At 71.8% G+C, this 15,859-nt stretch carries 12 protein-coding genes and 1 pseudogene; 8 read left to right on the top strand and 5 right to left on the bottom strand.

The features are described 5' to 3' along the window. Positions 1-126: 126 nt before the first annotated feature. The 5 genes and pseudogenes from M2163_RS06255 to M2163_RS06235 form a co-directional block, all read left to right on the top strand. Positions 127-684 (top strand): 2Fe-2S iron-sulfur cluster-binding protein, encoded by a 558-nt coding sequence (locus M2163_RS06255; protein ID WP_280893365.1) that lies wholly within the window; start codon positions 127-129, stop codon positions 682-684. Continuing rightward, positions 681-1,673, top strand: a complete 993-nt coding sequence (locus M2163_RS06250) for a xanthine dehydrogenase family protein subunit M (RefSeq protein ID WP_280893364.1) — start codon at positions 681-683, stop codon at positions 1,671-1,673. Before M2163_RS06255 ends, M2163_RS06250 begins: the two co-directional genes overlap by 4 nt. Next, positions 1,670-3,787, top strand: coding sequence for a xanthine dehydrogenase family protein molybdopterin-binding subunit (locus M2163_RS06245; RefSeq protein ID WP_280893363.1), 2,118 nt, complete (start codon positions 1,670-1,672; stop codon positions 3,785-3,787). The genes M2163_RS06250 and M2163_RS06245 overlap by 4 nt, the downstream gene beginning before the upstream one ends. Further along, complete coding sequence (locus tag M2163_RS06240) at positions 3,780-5,000, top strand: XdhC/CoxI family protein (RefSeq protein ID WP_280893362.1); 1,221 nt, start codon at positions 3,780-3,782, stop codon at positions 4,998-5,000. Before M2163_RS06245 ends, M2163_RS06240 begins: the two co-directional genes overlap by 8 nt. 549 nt (positions 5,001-5,549) lie before the next feature. Further along, positions 5,550-5,828, top strand: a pseudogene (locus tag M2163_RS06235) (IS5/IS1182 family transposase); the annotation flags it as partial. 97 nt (positions 5,829-5,925) lie between these two features. Here the strand turns inward: M2163_RS06235 and M2163_RS06230 are convergent. From M2163_RS06230 to M2163_RS06220, 3 genes are all read right to left on the bottom strand, one after another. Continuing rightward, positions 5,926-6,588 carry a haloacid dehalogenase-like hydrolase gene (locus M2163_RS06230; protein ID WP_280893361.1) on the bottom strand — a complete coding sequence of 221 codons (663 nt, stop codon included), beginning with the start codon at positions 6,586-6,588 and terminating at the stop codon, positions 5,926-5,928. Between the two features lie 254 nt (positions 6,589-6,842). Beyond that, positions 6,843-7,007 (bottom strand): hypothetical protein, encoded by a 165-nt coding sequence (locus M2163_RS06225; protein ID WP_280893360.1) that lies wholly within the window; start codon positions 7,005-7,007, stop codon positions 6,843-6,845. A gap of 73 nt (positions 7,008-7,080) precedes the next feature. Further along, positions 7,081-8,061 (bottom strand): phosphotransferase, encoded by a 981-nt coding sequence (locus tag M2163_RS06220; protein ID WP_348541399.1) that lies wholly within the window; start codon positions 8,059-8,061, stop codon positions 7,081-7,083. A 123-nt stretch (positions 8,062-8,184) separates the two neighbouring features. Between M2163_RS06220 and M2163_RS06215 the strand changes: the two genes are divergently transcribed. The 3 genes from M2163_RS06215 to M2163_RS06205 all read left to right on the top strand — a co-directional run bounded on the left by M2163_RS06215 (position 8,185) and on the right by M2163_RS06205 (position 15,083). Further along, positions 8,185-8,694 (top strand): sigma-70 family RNA polymerase sigma factor, encoded by a 510-nt coding sequence (locus M2163_RS06215; protein WP_280893358.1) that lies wholly within the window; start codon positions 8,185-8,187, stop codon positions 8,692-8,694. Between the two features lie 116 nt (positions 8,695-8,810). After that, a complete protein-coding gene (locus M2163_RS06210; RefSeq protein WP_280893357.1) occupies positions 8,811-9,971 on the top strand; it encodes a hypothetical protein in 1,161 nt (386 codons plus the stop codon). Between the two features lie 537 nt (positions 9,972-10,508). Beyond that, positions 10,509-15,083, top strand: coding sequence for an FtsK/SpoIIIE domain-containing protein (locus M2163_RS06205; protein WP_280893356.1), 4,575 nt, complete (start codon positions 10,509-10,511; stop codon positions 15,081-15,083). Positions 15,084-15,149: 66 nt separating this feature from the next. On the opposite strand, the gene M2163_RS06200 is transcribed toward M2163_RS06205, so the two are convergent. Continuing rightward, on the bottom strand, positions 15,150-15,479 hold the full coding sequence (locus tag M2163_RS06200) for a hypothetical protein (RefSeq protein ID WP_053851033.1): 330 nt from the start codon (positions 15,477-15,479) through the stop codon (positions 15,150-15,152). Between the two features lie 30 nt (positions 15,480-15,509). Continuing rightward, the gene (locus M2163_RS06195; protein ID WP_280853883.1) at positions 15,510-15,818 is read right to left on the bottom strand and encodes a hypothetical protein; all 309 of its coding nucleotides are present in this window, start codon (positions 15,816-15,818) and stop codon (positions 15,510-15,512) included. Positions 15,819-15,859 lie beyond the last annotated feature (41 nt).

The following is a 15,859-nucleotide window of genomic DNA, read 5'->3' as shown; positions in this document are numbered from 1 at the left end:
GCGGTCCTTGAGAACCGGACAGTTGTCCACTACGTTCGACCGGTAGCGGACAACTGTCCGTTTGAGCTCACTCTAGCGTCGGACTGACGCCCCGACATGTCCGGGACCCGTGAAAGAAGGCTGAACATGGCCCCAGCCCCCTCGTCAACGTCCAGCGACATCACCCTGAACATCAACGGCGAGAAGCACAGTCTGCCCGTCGACCACCGCACCACCCTGCTCGACGCCCTGCGCGAGCGCCTCGACCTGACCGGTACCAAGAAGGGCTGCGACCAGGGGCAGTGCGGCGCCTGCACGGTACTGCTCGACGGACGCCGGGCGGTGTCCTGTCTGCAACTCGCCGTGGCCGCCGACGGACGCGAGATCACCACCGTCGAGGGCCTGGCCGAGGGCGACCGACTGCACCCGGTGCAGCAGGCGTTCCTCGACCTGGACGGCTACCAGTGCGGCTACTGCACCCCCGGCCAGATCTGCTCGGCGATCGCGGTGATCGAGGAACACGCGGCCGGCTGGCCCAGTGCCGTCACCGACGACGTCCGCCCCGAGGCCGGACCACCACCCCTGAGCGCCCAGGAGATCCGGGAACGGATGAGCGGGAACCTGTGCCGCTGCGGCGCGTACGTGTCGATCGTCCAGGCCGTGGCCCAGGCGGCGGAAGCGACAAGCGAGGAGACGGCAGCGTGAGGGAGTTCGCATACGACCGGGCCCTCGACGTCTCCGGGGCCCTGGCCCTGCTGGACGCCGACCCCGACGCCCGCTTCCTCGGCGGCGGCACCAACCTCGTCGACCTGATGAAGACCGGCGTCGAGCGGCCCACCCGCCTGGTCGACGTCCGCGAACTGCCCCTGGACGGCACAGAGGTGACGGCGGACGGCGGCCTGCGCATCGGCGCCACGGTCACCAACAGCGACCTCGCCGCCCACCCCGAGGTCCGCCGCCGCTACCCGGCGTTGGCACAGGCGGTACTGGCCGGCGCCTCCGGCCAGCTCCGCAACATGGCCACCGTCGGCGGCAACCTGCTCCAGCGCACCCGATGCGGCTACTTCACCGACGTGACCAAGCCCTGCAACAAGCGTGTGCCCGGCAGCGGTTGCCCCGCGATCGAGGGCGAGCACCACAACCACGCCATCCTGGGTGCCTCCCAGCACTGCGTGGCCATCCACCCCTCGGACATGGGCGTCGCGCTGACCGCCTTCGACGCGGTCGTGTCGTACGAAACCGCCGACGGCCCCGGCGCATTGCCCCTCGCCGACTTCTACCTGCCGGCCGGTGACACCCCGCACCGCGAGACCGCGCTGCCGCCGGGCGCGCTGATCACCGGTGTCACCCTGCCGCCCGCCCCGGTGGCCGCCCGATCCCGCTACCGCAAGGTGCGCGAGCGTGCCTCGTACGCCTTCGCCATCGGCTCCGTCGCCGCCGCGCTCGACGTCCGGGACGGCGTCGTACGCGACGTACGCCTCGCCTTCGGGGCGGTCGCATCCCGGCCGTGGCGGGCGACGGCGGCCGAACGCGTCCTCACCGGCGCGCCCGCCGACGCCGAGACCTTCGCCGCCGCCGCGGACGCCGAACTCGCCGCGGCGAAACCGCTGCCGCACAACGCCTACAAGGTGACCCTCATGCGCAACCTCGTCGTGGCCGTGCTGACCGAACTGACCGAGGAGGCCGCCCGATGACCACCAGCCCCACGGCACGCAAGAACGCCGTCGGCACCGCGCACACCCGCGTGGAGGGCCGCGACAAGGTCACCGGAGCCGCCCGCTACGCCGGTGAGATCCCCTTCGCCGACCTCGCGCACGGCTGGCTGGTGCTGTCCACGGTCACCCGCGGCCGCATCCGCTCCATCGACACCGCCGACGTCCTCGCCATGCCCGGCGTGGTTGCCGTCCTGCACCACGGCAACGCCCCGCGGATCGAGACGGAGTACGTCGGTGTGCTGGGCGTTCCGGACCCGACCGCGACCGTTTTCCAGAACGACAGGGTGCCGCACGCCGGCTGGCCGGTGGCGCTGGTCGTCGCCGACACCTCCGAACAGGCCCGGGAGGCCGCCGAAGCCCTGGTGGTTCACTACGAACAGGAGCCGCACGACGTCGACTTCACCGGCGAGCACCCCGACGCGTACCCGCTCGACAGCCATGGGCCGGCCGTGATCGAGAACGGCGACCTGGAGGCCGAACTCGCCGCGTCCGCAGTGGTCGTGGACGCCGAGTACACCACCCCGGAAGAGCACCACACCATGATGGAGCCGCACGCGGCCACCGCCCGCTGGGACGGCGGCCGTCTCGAAGTCGTCGACTCCAACCAGGGCACCTTCTGGGTCGCGAGCGAACTCGCGCAGATGTTCTCGCTCGACCCGTCCGCTGTCCGGGTGCGCTCCGAACACGTCGGCGGCGGCTTCGGCAGCAAGGGCCTCCGCGCACACCAGGTGGCCGCCGTCATGGCCGCGACCGAACTGCAGCGCCCGGTCCGAGTGGTCATGACCCGCCGTCAGATGTTCTCCCTCACCGGCTACCGCAGCCCCACCCGGCAGCGCCTGCGGCTCGGCGCCGATGCCGACGGCCGGCTGCGCGCGTTGGAGCACCGTTCCCTCAGCGCCACCTCCACCGTGCACGAGTTCATCGAAACGGCCGCCGGCCCCGCCCGGACCATGTACGGCGCCGACGCCCACCACACCGCCAACCGGCTCGTCCGGCTCGACGTGCCGACCCCGACGTACATGCGCGCGCCGGGCGAGGCACCGGGATCGTTCGCACTGGAGTCGGCGATCGACGAACTCGCCGAGAAGTGCGGTCTCGACCCGATCGAACTGCGCGCCCGCAACGACCCCGCGACGGGCCCGGTGTCCGGGCTGCCGTTCAGCGGGCGCAACCTGATCGCCTGTTTCCGGGAAGGCGCCCGCAGGTTCGGCTGGGCCGACCGCGACCCGCGCCCCGGCCTGCGCCGCGAGGGGCGCTGGCTGCTCGGCACCGGCACGGCGGCCGCCTCCTTCCCGGCGGGTGCCGGCCCGTCCACCGCGACCGTGACCGCGGAGGCGGACGGCACCTTCACCGTGGGGGTCAACGCCGCCGACATCGGCACCGGCGCCCGGACCGCACTCACCCTGATCGCCGCCGACGCCCTTCAGACCGCGACGGAAAACGTCCGGGTGCGCATCGGCGACAGCGACCTCGGCCCCGCGTTCATCGCCGGCGGCTCCATGGGCACCCGCTCCTGGGCATGGGCGGTCATGGCCGCCGCACAGGAGCTGCGGGAGAAGCTCGCCCTCGGCGCCGACATCCCGCCGCAGGGGGTCACCGTACGATCCGACACCACGGAGGCCCTCGGCGCCCTCGCCAACACGGAACGACACTCCTTCGGCACCCAGTTCGCCGAGGTCGCCGTCGACCCCGCCACCGGCGAGGTCCGGGTGCGCCGCATGCTCGGCATCTTCGCGGCCGGCCGAATCGTCAACCCGCTCACCGCCCGCAACCAGTTCGTCGGCGGCATGACCTGGGGCATCTCCATGGCCCTGCACGAGGAGGCGATCCGCGACCGTGCCCTGGGCAGCCACTACGGCGCCGACCTCGCCGGCTACCACGTCGCCTCCCACGCCGACGTGCCGGCCATCGAGGCGGACTGGATCGACGACCCGGACCCCGACGACCCGGTCGGCATCAAGGGCATCGGCGAGATCGGCGTCGTGGGCGCCGCCGCGGCCGTCGCCAATGCGGTCTGGCACGCGACCGGCGTACGCCACCGCGACCTGCCGATCCGCCCCGACCGCGTTCTGACGGCAGGCGTCCATGCTTGACCTCGCCGAGGACCTGCACCGCTGGATGGAGGAGGGCCGCGCGTTCGCCGTCGCCACCGTCGTGGCCGTCGGCGGCAGCGCCCCGCGCGGCCCCGGTGCTGCCCTCGCCGTCGACAGCGAGGGCGCGGTGATCGGCTCCGTCTCCGGCGGCTGCGTGGAGGGAGCGGTGTACGACCTCTGCGTCCAAGCGCTGGAGCACGGCGAGACGGTCGTCGAACGGTTCGGATACAGCGACGAAGACGCCTTCGCGGTGGGTCTGACCTGCGGCGGGATCATCGACGTCATGGTCACCCCGGTCGGCACCCAGGCCCCTGGGAGACCGGTGCTCCGGTCGGCCCTGGCGGCTGCGGTCCGGGACGAGCCGGCAGCCCTCGCCCGCGTCGTACGAGGCCCCGCCGATCTCCTCGGCACGGCCCTGTTGGTGCGGCCGAGCGAAGCGGTGGGGGAGCCATCTGGGCCCTCCCGGGCGAGCTCGTACGAAGGCGGACTCGGCGGGCACACGGAACTGGACCGTACGGCGGCCGGTGAAGCCCGCGCCATGCTGGACGCCGGCCGCACCGGCACGGTCGAGCTGTCGGCGGACGGCTCGCGCTGCCCCGGCGGACTGACCTTGCTCGTCGAGTCGAGTGTGCCCCCGCCCCGCCTGATCGTCTTCGGGGCGACCGACTTCGCCGCGGCAGTCGTATGGGTGGGCAAGTTCCTCGGCTACCACGTCACCGTGTGCGACGCCCGCCCCGTATTCGCCACCACGACCCGCTTCCCCGAGGCCGACGATGTCGTCGTCGACTGGCCGCACCGCTACCTGCGCGGCACCGCGACCGACGCGCGCACGGTGCTGTGCGTGCTCACCCACGACGCCAAGTTCGACGTGCCCCTGTTGGAAGCGGCCCTGCGAATGCCGGCCGCGTTCGTCGGCGCGCTGGGCTCACGGCGTACGCACGCAGACCGGGAAAGGCGGCTGCGGGAAGTGGGCCTGACCGACGGGGAGTTGGCCCGGCTGAGGTCGCCGATCGGGCTCGATCTCGGTGCCCGCACACCCGAGGAGACGGCCCTGTCCATAGCGGCGGAGATCATCGCCACCCAACGGGGCGGTACGGGCGCGCCCCTGACCGGGACGGGAAGACCGATCCACCACGAGGAGGAGACGCATGACGCGGGGGCGAGCTCCGACCCCTGGACGCGGAGCGCCGCACTGATGCGAACGTCCAGTTGAGCTTGCGGTAGTGGTCGGCCGTGCGCCGTGAGGTAGGTGTGGACTGCAGGGTCCGTGCAGCCCTGACGGTGCACGGCCGACGTGCGGTCCTGACGTCGCCGTCCCCGGAGCGGGCGACGCGCCCTGAGCGCACGGCTCGGCGTCCTTCGTGACCGCGACCTGCTCGTCACGGCTGCTCCGGGATGGGGCGGTGGCGTCAGCGAAGGACGAAGGCCTGCCGACTCCGCCGACGTCTCCCTGAGGCAGGCGGCAATGAACCTTGCTCCTTGTCTGGGCGATGTCTCGTTGGTGATCTCTGCCGCGCTGGGTGACGTGCTTGTTTGCGCGTTGCTCCACGAGTGCGAGGTTGTGCGGGCGGAGATGCCGAGCAGGGCGTGGTGGACGCCGTCGCCCTTCAGTCGGCAGTCGCGGACGGGCTCTAGGCTCTCACTCCCTGGCCGCCGGGACAGAGTGCTGCCGGTCGCTCAGCTGTAGTCCCCGACGGCGGTGCGTGGGCCGTCCGCCGCGTCGAGGTCGACCGATTGCGCTACTCGGTAGTGCGCCGCCGACACCGCGGGGCAGCGAGGGGACTCCCCGCAGTTCGAGGTTGGCCTGGGCCGTGTCCGGGTTCCTCGCCTGGGGGCGGGTCGGCCCCGCACTCGGCCGCGGCGGGTTCGCGCGGGCAAGGCGTACGCCTCTCGCAAGAACCGCGCCTACCTGCGGCGACGCGGAATCCGCTGCACCATCCCGGACAAGGTTCGCCAGGCCCGCAACCGCAAGAAACCCGGCTCTCGTGGCGGTCGGCCTCCGAAGTTCGACGCGGTCGAATATCGCGAGCGGCACGTGGTCTAGTACGCCGTCATCCGTCTCAAAAGACACCGGGCCGTGGCCACGAGGTACGACACGCTCGCGGTTCGCTAAGAGGCGACCGTCCTTGTCGCGGCCATCAACGAATGGCTGTGACCAGGCGACTCAAGACGGGAAGCACGCCCCGCAGGTCGTTGTCGTCCACCGTGACGGTCGCCGCCTCACGCGCTCCTGCCGATGCGTTGAACGCCACGCTCAACCCGACGGACGCGAACAGTGGCAGGTCGGAGCGGCTGTCTCCGATTGCCCCGCACGAGCGGGGAGCCAGCCCCAGCTCTCGCGCCTGCGTGAGGGCGAAATCTCGTTTGTCGTACTCGTCGAAGTGACGGGCCACCCGGCCTGTGAACCGGCCGTCGGTGGTCTCCAGCCGAGGTCCGCTGAACGTGTGGAATCCGAAGCGGTCAGTCAGGTAGCTGCCGACAGGAGACCAGGCGAGGGTTGCCAGCACGGGTACCAACCCGTTCTGCCAGCACCAGGCCACGGTCTCTGTGATGCCTGTGACCAGGGGAAGCCCGTCGAGCCAGCCACAGACCTGGTCTTCGGGGACCCCCGCCCAGCCCGCGGCATCCAGCTCGGAGACCTGCCGGTTGTCCACGACGCCAGAGGCGTAGGCGTCCTCGGCCTTGGCCAACTCGTCCCCATGGCCAAGGAAGCCAGCCAGAAAGACCGACGAACTCGTACCTGGGACGAGGGTGCCATCGACATCGAAGAACACGGCGCCCGCGTGATCGGATGAGAACACCGGCCAAGGATGCCACTATCACGCGAAACACCAGGTCGAGGGGTACCCCGCCTACTTGCGATACACGCCCTGGACGGGTCTTCGACCTTAAGATCCTTCTCCTCCAGTGGCTTTGTGTGCTTGCGTACCCGCCGGCGTCGACGTGTCCAGCTCTGCGGCGCACGCCCAGTACACGAACCGGCCGTTGAATTGCAGCTCGCTGGGCGAGCACGCCGATCGGACGTCGTCGTCGACGGCGGCGGCCGTCGAGCCGATTACGGCTCATTGACAGGTGCCCGGAGGTGGACGTCATTGAGGACGGGCAGCCACTGCTTGCGCAGGGTCTCCTCGCCGGGTGTCTGCTTACCGATCCCGTGCAGCGCCACCACACGCGCCATGCCCCACGCCCCGGACTCGCCCAGGTCTGCCGTGATCAGCATGTAGGGCCGCGGAGCGGCACAATCTGCAAGCTCCGGCCGATACTTGGCGTCCGGCGATCAGCGGCCGGGCACATCAGGCCAGCAGCGCGGCAGTGAACGTCTCGCGGTGGTCGGCCAGCCAGGTCTGCATGCGGTCCCAGCGTTCCCATCCGCCGCGGTCCTGCAGCGCTTGGAGGTAGACAGCGTCACCGTCAGCCACGCGGCGGGTGACGAAAGCCCGGCAGACCTCCGTGGCCTGTTCGATCACGCCGGGCAACACAGTGCGCTCTCCCGCAGAGAGGCCGTAGCTCTCGGCGAGGATCCGTAGCCGTGCGGGTGCATCCAGTGCGGCGGGATACAGGGCAGCCGCGGACACCGGATCAAGCATGGGTACCCAGTAGCGCGCAGCCATGGCGACGTCCCAGACAGGACGGCCCGGAGCGGCCAGGTCGAAATCAATCAAGGCGGCGGCGCGGCCGTCGCGGAAGACGACGTTGTCCGGGCACACGTCGTTGTGGCACAACATCGTTCCTCCCTCCGGGTCGGCGAGGTCTTGGGGCCACTTGACGTCTGGGTCGACAGTGATGGTTGCGCTGGCCGCGTGCAGGCGGCGTAGGAGAAGCCCCACCGATTCGAGAGCGGTTGTCGTCAAGACCCAGGGCGGGAACGGTGGCAGAGCCACGTCGCCAGGAATGAAGGTCAGCTCTTCACGACCGTCAGCGGTCAGGCCCACGGGAGTCGGGGCCGCGTCGAAGCCGTGGTCTTTCAGCCCGAGGAGGTGTGCGTGGAGGGCGTGTGCGTTGGGCGGGGCCGGGCGTTCTACCAGCGCACCCCGGCGGAAGACCGACCCCGCGTTCACCATGCCTCCGACCAGCGCCTCGCGGTCCGCCTCGTCCTCGGTCGTCATGTCAAGCACGCTACCGCCGAGCAGCCTCGTACAGAGTGGGGCATACAGAACCCTCCATCCGGCGCCAGGCCGATCAGGGTCGTGTGCGTCAGGTGAGTCAGCCTTGGGTGGGGTGTTCGGTGGCTTTGGGGTGACTGGCCTGAATTGCCAGCAGAAGAGAAAGTGAATTCTGCGTTCTTTCTGGGCTCTTTCTGTTTCCCTTTGTCAGGTTTTTCACGGAAACAGGGGAGGAGAGGGCGGTCGAGGGTGAAATAGCTTCTCCCCGAGAACCTCACGTTCCGGGAGCGCGCCATGTCCCTCGTTCGATCCGCCGGCTTACCCGTCCCGCCCACCGCGGAACGCCATCGCGCCCGTCTGCTGCGTCATGCGAAACGGCTCACCTCGGGTGATCTGCACCGCGCCGAGGACATCGTCCAGGAGACGATGCTGCGGGCCTGGCTGACCGATCTCGACGCGTACGACGAGGAGCGCCGACTCGCCTGGCTCCTGCGGGTCGCCCGCAACCTGGCCGTGGACGCCCACCGGCGCGAACGGGCCGTACCCGTAGGCGTGTTGCCCGAGGACATGCTGCATCGTCCGGACGGCGCCGGGGACCTGGCCGACGCCGTTGTGGACCGGCAGGTGGTCCGGCGGGCCCTGGCGCGGTTGTCCCTCGAGCACCGCGAGGTCCTCTTTCACGTGCATCTGCGCGACCGCACCCGGGCCGAGGCGGCCCGGGTGATCGGCGTGCCGCAGGGGACGGTGAAGTCGCGTAACCATTACGCGCTGGAGGCCATGCGGCGTGAGATTCCGGCCGCTTGAGATGTGGCCGAAAAGATGTGGACGGCTGGAAAAGCACGAGTAAAGCAGGGCGCGAAGCAGTATGTGCGGAACGGCAAGTGAGAACGTCAAGCAGGACAGCGAGTGAGGAACGCCGCGTGAGGAACACCGACCCCTTCGTCTGGTTCCATGAGCACAGCGATGCCGTCTTCCGATGGCTGGGAATCGCCGGTCTGGCCTTGCTCCTGTACTTGCTGCTGCGTTGGTGGGCCATGCGGTGGGGCGGCTGGCGGGCCGCCTGGGCGCGGATGCGGCGGGAAGTGGCCGTCACGGCCCACGCGTTCGCGCAGCCCCTGCGGGCCTGGCTGGGACACCGGCGCGCGCTGCGGCTGCTCGTCCGGCGGCTGCGCGACCAGGCGACCTGGCGGGACGCCGAGCGGGCCCTGGCCGCGGCCCGGACGGCGGTGGCGCCGGCCCGCCCGTACGCCGCGCTGGTGGGCGCCCGCACGGTGACCGTGCTGCTCGCGGAACGCGGCGAGCCGGCCCCCTGGACCGTGAACCGCGCCGAGCTGCCCACGGTGACACCGGAAGCCGCCGATGTGCGCCCCATTGTCGTGGCCGTCGGCACCGCGGACCACCAGGGCGAGCAGCACTGTGCCTTCCTCGACCTGGCCGTGGGGCCGCCCGTGCTCTCCGTGACCGGTGACGACCGGGCTACCCGGGCCCTGCTCCAGACGCTCGCCGCCCAACTGGACGCACGGCTGCCCGGCCCTCTGGTCGTCGTCGCCGCGGGGGTGCACCGGGACCACCCGGGGGAGCCGGTGCGCGAGGCATATCGGGCCGCTCGCGAGACGCCTCCCCGGCTCGGCATCGCCCCCGTGCTGGTCGCGGCCGAACTGCCGGATCCGCTACCCCCGGAGCTGGCCGACCCGCCCGGGGACTCCCCGGCCCTGCGGGTTCTCGTCCTTGGCCCCGGACGCGGCTACGTACGGACCCTGCTGACCGACCGGCACGGCAGGGTCGCCGTCACCGGCACCCCGCTGCTGGCCCGTTGCGCCACGCTGGGCCGGGCCGTCGCCCGGGTACTGCCCACCATCCCGCCGGTGCTGCCACCGGCACCGTCCGCCGAGGCGGCTCCCGGACTCGCCGGAACGGACCTGTTCGAGGAGGGCGAGGAACCGGCCCGGGTGTTCCGCACCGGCCCACCACGGCCCGCCCACGCCACCACGGCCACCGACCCCGCCGCGGCCACCGCCCCCGCCGCCCGCGCGCTCCAGACCACCGAGCCGGGCTCGACAGCGAACCGGAGCGCCCCGTGAATCTCGCCGCCACGAGGGTGGGGGCGGCCCGCGTTTCAGTCCGTGGAGCCGTACGTGGAGCCGTACGCGGTGAGTGTCGAGAACGCCCGTTCAGCCTGTGGGGGAGGGCGGCTGGACGGTGCGTCGGACTGACCCGTGGCCTCCGCCTCGACCGCCGTCTGGGCCACCCTCGCCCTTCAACCCGTGGGGCTGGACTCGGCGGTGCGTCGGAGTGTCCCGTGACCTTCGCCCTCGCTGCCGTCGAGGCCGCCTTTTTCCCACCCTCCGAGCCCACGCCGCCCGTTGGACGGGAGCGTCCCGTGAAACGCACCCTCACCCTCACCCTCACTCTCATCGGCGTCGATGCCGCCCGCCTCCATCAGCCCGCCGGGCTGGGCTCAGCCGTGCGTCGGAGCGCTCCGTGACCTTCGCCCCCACCCCCAACCCCCCTCCCGCCCCCAACCCCCCTCCCACCCCCACCCCCAACCCCGCTCCCATCCCCGCCGCCCTCCCGTCCCAGCCCTCCGAGTCAACCCCGCCCGTGAAACGGAGCGCCCCGTGAAACTCACCCTCACCACCGCCGATGCCGGCGGACAGCGCAGGGATCATCTGCTCGATCTTCCCGAGGACGCCACCGTCGCCGATCTCGGCGTGGCTCTGGAGAGTCCGCGGCTCTACCTCGGGGAGCGGGCCGTCAGTCCCGACCTGGCCGTGGCTGCCAGCGGCATCCGCGCCGGGGCGGTCCTCGGACTGGGCGTCCCCGTCGTCTCGCGCAGCGCCACCCGGGCCTGGGCACCGCCCTCCACCGACCCGGTGCTCGTGGAGATACGGCATGTGGGCGGCCCCGGAGCCGGCCGGTCCTGGTGGCTCGGCCCCGGCGACCACGAGGTCGGCACCGATCGCGGCTGTGCCCTGAGAGTGCGGGGCGGTGACGCTCCCGAGCAGGGCGTCTGGCTCACCGTCGGCACCGACGGAGAGGTGGCCTTCCGGCTGCCGGAGGACGTCGACCCCGCCCGGCACGGGCTGCGCAGCCTCACCCCGCCGCCCCCCGTCGACCCGGAGACCGGCACCCCGCTCACCACGGAGGAACCCGCGGGCCCCGTCGACGGCGGACCCGGAGGACACACGGCGCGTCCCGCCCCGCCCGGCCCCGACGGCCTGCCCGCGGAGCCCGTGCCGCCCCCGGCCGGGCAACTGCCGCCCCCGGACGACGGCTTCGAACCCTGGCCCGCCTACGCCGACCTCGCCCTCGGCGACCATCTGCTGCGCCGCGTCGCGCCCTTCGAACCGGACGCCGCCGTCAACCCCTCGGCCGACGGACACGGCATCGAGTACAACCGGCCCCCGCGCATCGCCCCGCACCTCGACACCGAGTCGATCCGGATGCAGGGTCCGCCCGGTGAACGCCGGGGCAGGCCCTTCCCGTTCATGATGATGATGGCCCCGCTGGTCATGGGCCTGGTCATGATGAGTCTGTTCCGCACCTTCTACTTCGTCGTCTTCATCTTCTTCACACCGATGATGGCGGTCAGCAACTGGATCATGGGCCGCCGCTCGGGCCGCAAGGCACAGGAGGAGGCGCTCCGGCTGTACCGGCTGCGCCGGGCCGCCCTGGAGCTGGAGATGCGGGACGCCACCGTCGAGGAACGCGACCTGCGCAACGCGACCTTCCCCGACCCGGCCACCGTGCTGCTCACCGCCACCGGTCCCGGCAGCCTGCTCTGGCAGCGCCGCCGCCGCGACCCCGACCACCTCACCCTGCGGCTCGGCACGGTCACCCGCCCCTCTCTCAAGCGCATCGACGACCAGGCCCGCGAGTCCAACCACCGCCATGTCCACTGGCGCCTGGCCGACGCGCCGTTCGGCGTCGAACTCGCCGACCTCGGCGTCGTCGGTCTCGCCGGGCCCGGCGACACCCCCCGCACGGTGGCCTGCTGGGCCGTCGCCCAGGCGGCCGTGCTGCACAGTCCGCGCGACCTCAGGATCGTCGTGCTGACCGGCGACGAACACGCGGACGCTTGGATCTGGGTGCGCTGGCTGCCGCACCTCAGGCCCGGCCGCCCCGGGAGCGTCATCGCGCTCGGCAACGACCCCGAGTCCATCGCCCACCGCGTCAACGAACTCGTCGCCGACATCCAGGCCCGCGCCGGCGCCCAGGCCTCCTCCGCCCTCGGCCACACACTGCTCAGCGAGCCCGACGTCCTGGTCGTGCTCGACGGCGCCAGGCGCCTGAGGGACGTGCCCGGCGTGGTCCAACTCCTCACCCAGGGACCGCGGGTGCGCATCTTCAGCCTGTGCGTGGACGAACGCGAGCGGCTGCTGCCCGAGGAATGCACCGCGGTCGTCACGGCCGAGGGCAACCGGCTCACCGTACGCACCTCGGGTGCCCCCGCCGTCGAGGGCGTCCGGGCCGACCTCGTGGACGCCGACTGGTGCGAGGAGGTCGCCCGGGCACTCGCCCCGATACGCGATGTGACCGTCGACAGCGAGTCCGGGCTGCCCACCGAGGTACGGCTGCTGCCCCTGCTCGGCCAGGAGCCGCCCGACCCCGCCGCGCTGGCCGCGCAGTGGGCCCGCCGGCCGGCGTCCACGGCGTTCGTGCTCGGCACCGGCTACGAGGGGACCCTCCGCCTCGACCTGGTGCGGGACGGGCCGCACGGCCTCATCGGCGGCACCACCGGGTCCGGCAAGTCCGAGCTGCTGCAGACGATGATCGCCTCGCTGGCCGCGGCCAACCGGCCCGACGAACTGACCTTCGTCCTGGTCGACTACAAGGGCGGCAGCGCCTTCCGCGAGTGCGCCGAACTCCCGCACACCCTCGGCATGATCACCGACCTCGACGGCCATCTCGTCGAGCGCGCCCTCGCCTCCCTCGACGCGGAACTGCGCCGCCGCGAAAGAGTGCTGGCCGAGGTCGAGGCGAAGGACCATCCCGAGTACCGGGCGAAGCGGGCCCGTGACCCACAACTGCCGCCGCTGCCACGCCTGTTGCTCGTCATCGACGAGTTCGCCACCCTTGTGCGCGAACTCCCCGAGTTCGTACCGGGGTTGATCAGCCTCGCCCAGCGCGGGCGCTCTCTCGGCCTGCATCTCATCCTGGCCACCCAGCGGCCCGGCGGCTCGGTCAGCAACGAGATCCGCGCCAACACCAACCTGCGGATCGCGCTGCGCGTCACGGACCGCGCCGAGAGCCAGGACATCATCAACGCACCTGACGCCGTCAGCATCTCGCCCGCCAACCCGGGACGGGCCCTGATCAGGCGCGGTTCCGGGGCGCCCACGCCCTTCCAGAGCGCCTGGGTCGGAGCGGAACGCGGTGGCGCGACCTCCGCGGAACGGGGCGCGTCCGCCCGGCCCGTGCGCGGTGTCGAGCTGACCTGGGCCCGGCTCGGCCGCCCCGCCGACGTCGGTGCCCACGAGGAGGACGAGGCCGCCACGGCGGTGGTCCCGGGGGAGGAGCCCCTCACCGATCTGCGGGCCCTGGTCGACGCCATCGGCCGGGCCGCCGAGCTGCTCGACGACTACCAGCCGCAGCCCAGCCCCTGGCTGCCCGCGATGGCCGACAGCGTCGGCGTGGGGGAGTTGCCGCCGGTTCCGAAGAACCCGCCCGGCGCCCTCCCGCTCGTCCCGTACGCCCTGCTCGACATCCCGCAGCTCCAGGAACAGCGGCTCGGCACCATTGACTTCGCCACCTTCGGCCACCTCTACGTCATCGGCTCACCGCGCACCGGCCGCACCCAGGTCCTCCGGACCGTCGCGGGCACCGCAGCCCTCGCGATCTCCAGCTCCGACCTGCACATCTACGGCATCGACGCGGCCGGCGGCGGGCTCGGCCCCCTGGAATCCCTGCCGCACTGCGGGGCTGTCGTCCCCCGCCACGACACCGAGCGGCTTGAGCGGCTCATCGCCCGCCTGAGCGCCGAGTTGACGGTACGTCAGCGCTTGCTCTCGCAGCACGACTGCGCCGGGCTCGGCGAACTGCGCACCAAGCTCTCCAAGGACCGCCGCCCCGCCCGGATACTGCTCCTGATCGACGGCTGGGACGCGCTCAGCGCCCTGCTCGACGACTACGACGGGGGACGCGTCTACACCGAGATCGTCCGTCTGCTCCGGGAGGGCGCGGCGGCCGGCGTCCACGTCATCGCCACCTCCGAACGCCTGCTGCTCGGTGGCCGACTCGCCGCCCACAACGACCAGCGGCTGCTGCTGCGGCAGGCCGACCCCAGTGACTACAACCTCGCCGGCATGAGCCGTCACAAGGTGCCCAAGCACATCCCCGCCGGCCGCGGCTGGCTCGCCCCCAGCGGCATCGAGGCCCAGATCGCGCTCCTCCCGGCCGAGGACGGCGCCGACCAGGGCGACGCGCTGCGCGAGATCGGACGCCGTACGACCGCCCGGGACGCCGCGGTCCCCGAGGTCCGGCGACCGTTCGGCGTCGCGGAACTGCCCGCGCTGATCGGCTTCCAGGAGGCCGTCGACCAGGTCCCCGAGGCGGACCGGCGCCCGCTGTACGCCCTCCTCGGCGTCGGCGGCGACACCGGGACGCCCCTCGGCTACGACTTCGCGGCCGGCGGCGGCTCGTTCATGGTCGCGGGCCCGCCGCGCACCGGGCGCAGCACGACGCTCGCCTCCATGTGTGTCTCCCTGCTCCTCGGCGGCACCTCGCTGGTCGTGATCACACCTCGCGAGTCCCAGCTCCGCCAGCTCGCCGCGCACGACCTCGCCCAGGTCCTCACGGACCCCGACCCCTCCGCGGAGGCCGTCACCGCGGCGCTCGACGCGGTCGCGGGCAAGCCGACCGTGGTCGTCGTGGACGACGCCGACCTGCTCCTGAGCTGCAAGGCCGACAAGGTCCTGCGCCAGGTCGCCGCCGCCGGACGCGACCGCCGCCAGGGCCTGCTGCTGGCCGGGCTGCCCGAGTCGATGAGTTCCCTGGGCTGGGTCGGCATGGCCCGCCGCTCCCGTCGCGGCATCCTGCTGGGTCCCAAGAGCATCGCCGAGGGCGACCTCATCGGCGTCCGCATCGCGACGGAGCAGGTCCGCACTCCGCTCCCGGCGGGCCGCGGCTGGACGGCGAGCGAGTCGGGCACGCCCATCATGGTCCAGGTGCCGCTGACGGTCCTGGGCGGATAGCCGGACACGGGAACGAGGGGTGACGCGAGACCGCGTCACCCCTCGTCGCCGTAGGGCGGGCCGGGTCTAGCCCTCCTGCGCCGCGGTCACATCGTTCGCGATCGTCTGGTCCGACTCCGCGATCGCCTCGGCGATGTCGTTGAAACTGTCCGCGTACGCCTTGATGTTGGCCGCGGACTCGTGCATCTGCTTGCTGAAGTTCTCGTACGCCGACTGGAGCGCCGGGCTCGCCTTCTCGAAGACCAGGCCGTCCTGGAGGAGGTTGCTGACCGTGGTCTCCAGGTTGGTCAACTCCGTGCTGATGTCGGTGAGTTTGGTGCCCATGTTCGTCGCGGTCCGGGCGATCTCGTCGTAGTCGAAGACGACGTCCTGGTTGCCGCTCAGGGTTGCTGCCATGCTGTGTGCCTCCTGCTGCCCGTGTGCTGCTCAGCCGTTGCTGTTGACCTTGTCGGCGATGTCCTGGTCCATGTCCTGGACGGACTGCATGATCTGGCGGAACTGCTCCGCGAAGCCCTTGATGCTGTCGGTGGCGTCCTTCAGGGACTGGGTGAACTTCTCGTACTGCCCCTGCAGCGCCGGGCTGGCCTTGGTGAGGACCAGGGCGTTGTCCAGAAGCGTGTCGACCTCCGTCTTGGCCTCGTCCATGCGCGGGACCAGGGTCTCCTCGACGCTCGTGTCGAGGAGGTTGGAGACGCGTTCGATCTCGGAGTACGACAGGGAGATGTTGGCTGCCATGCGTGACTGACCTTTCTCATGGGTCCTGCGGGCCGGCCCGG

The organism is Streptomyces sp. SAI-135 (genome assembly GCF_029893805.1).
Taxonomy (GTDB): Bacteria; Actinomycetota; Actinomycetes; order Streptomycetales; family Streptomycetaceae; genus Streptomyces.
The sequence above is the reverse complement of the archived record's forward strand: the minus strand, read 5'-3'. Positions and strand labels throughout refer to the sequence as shown.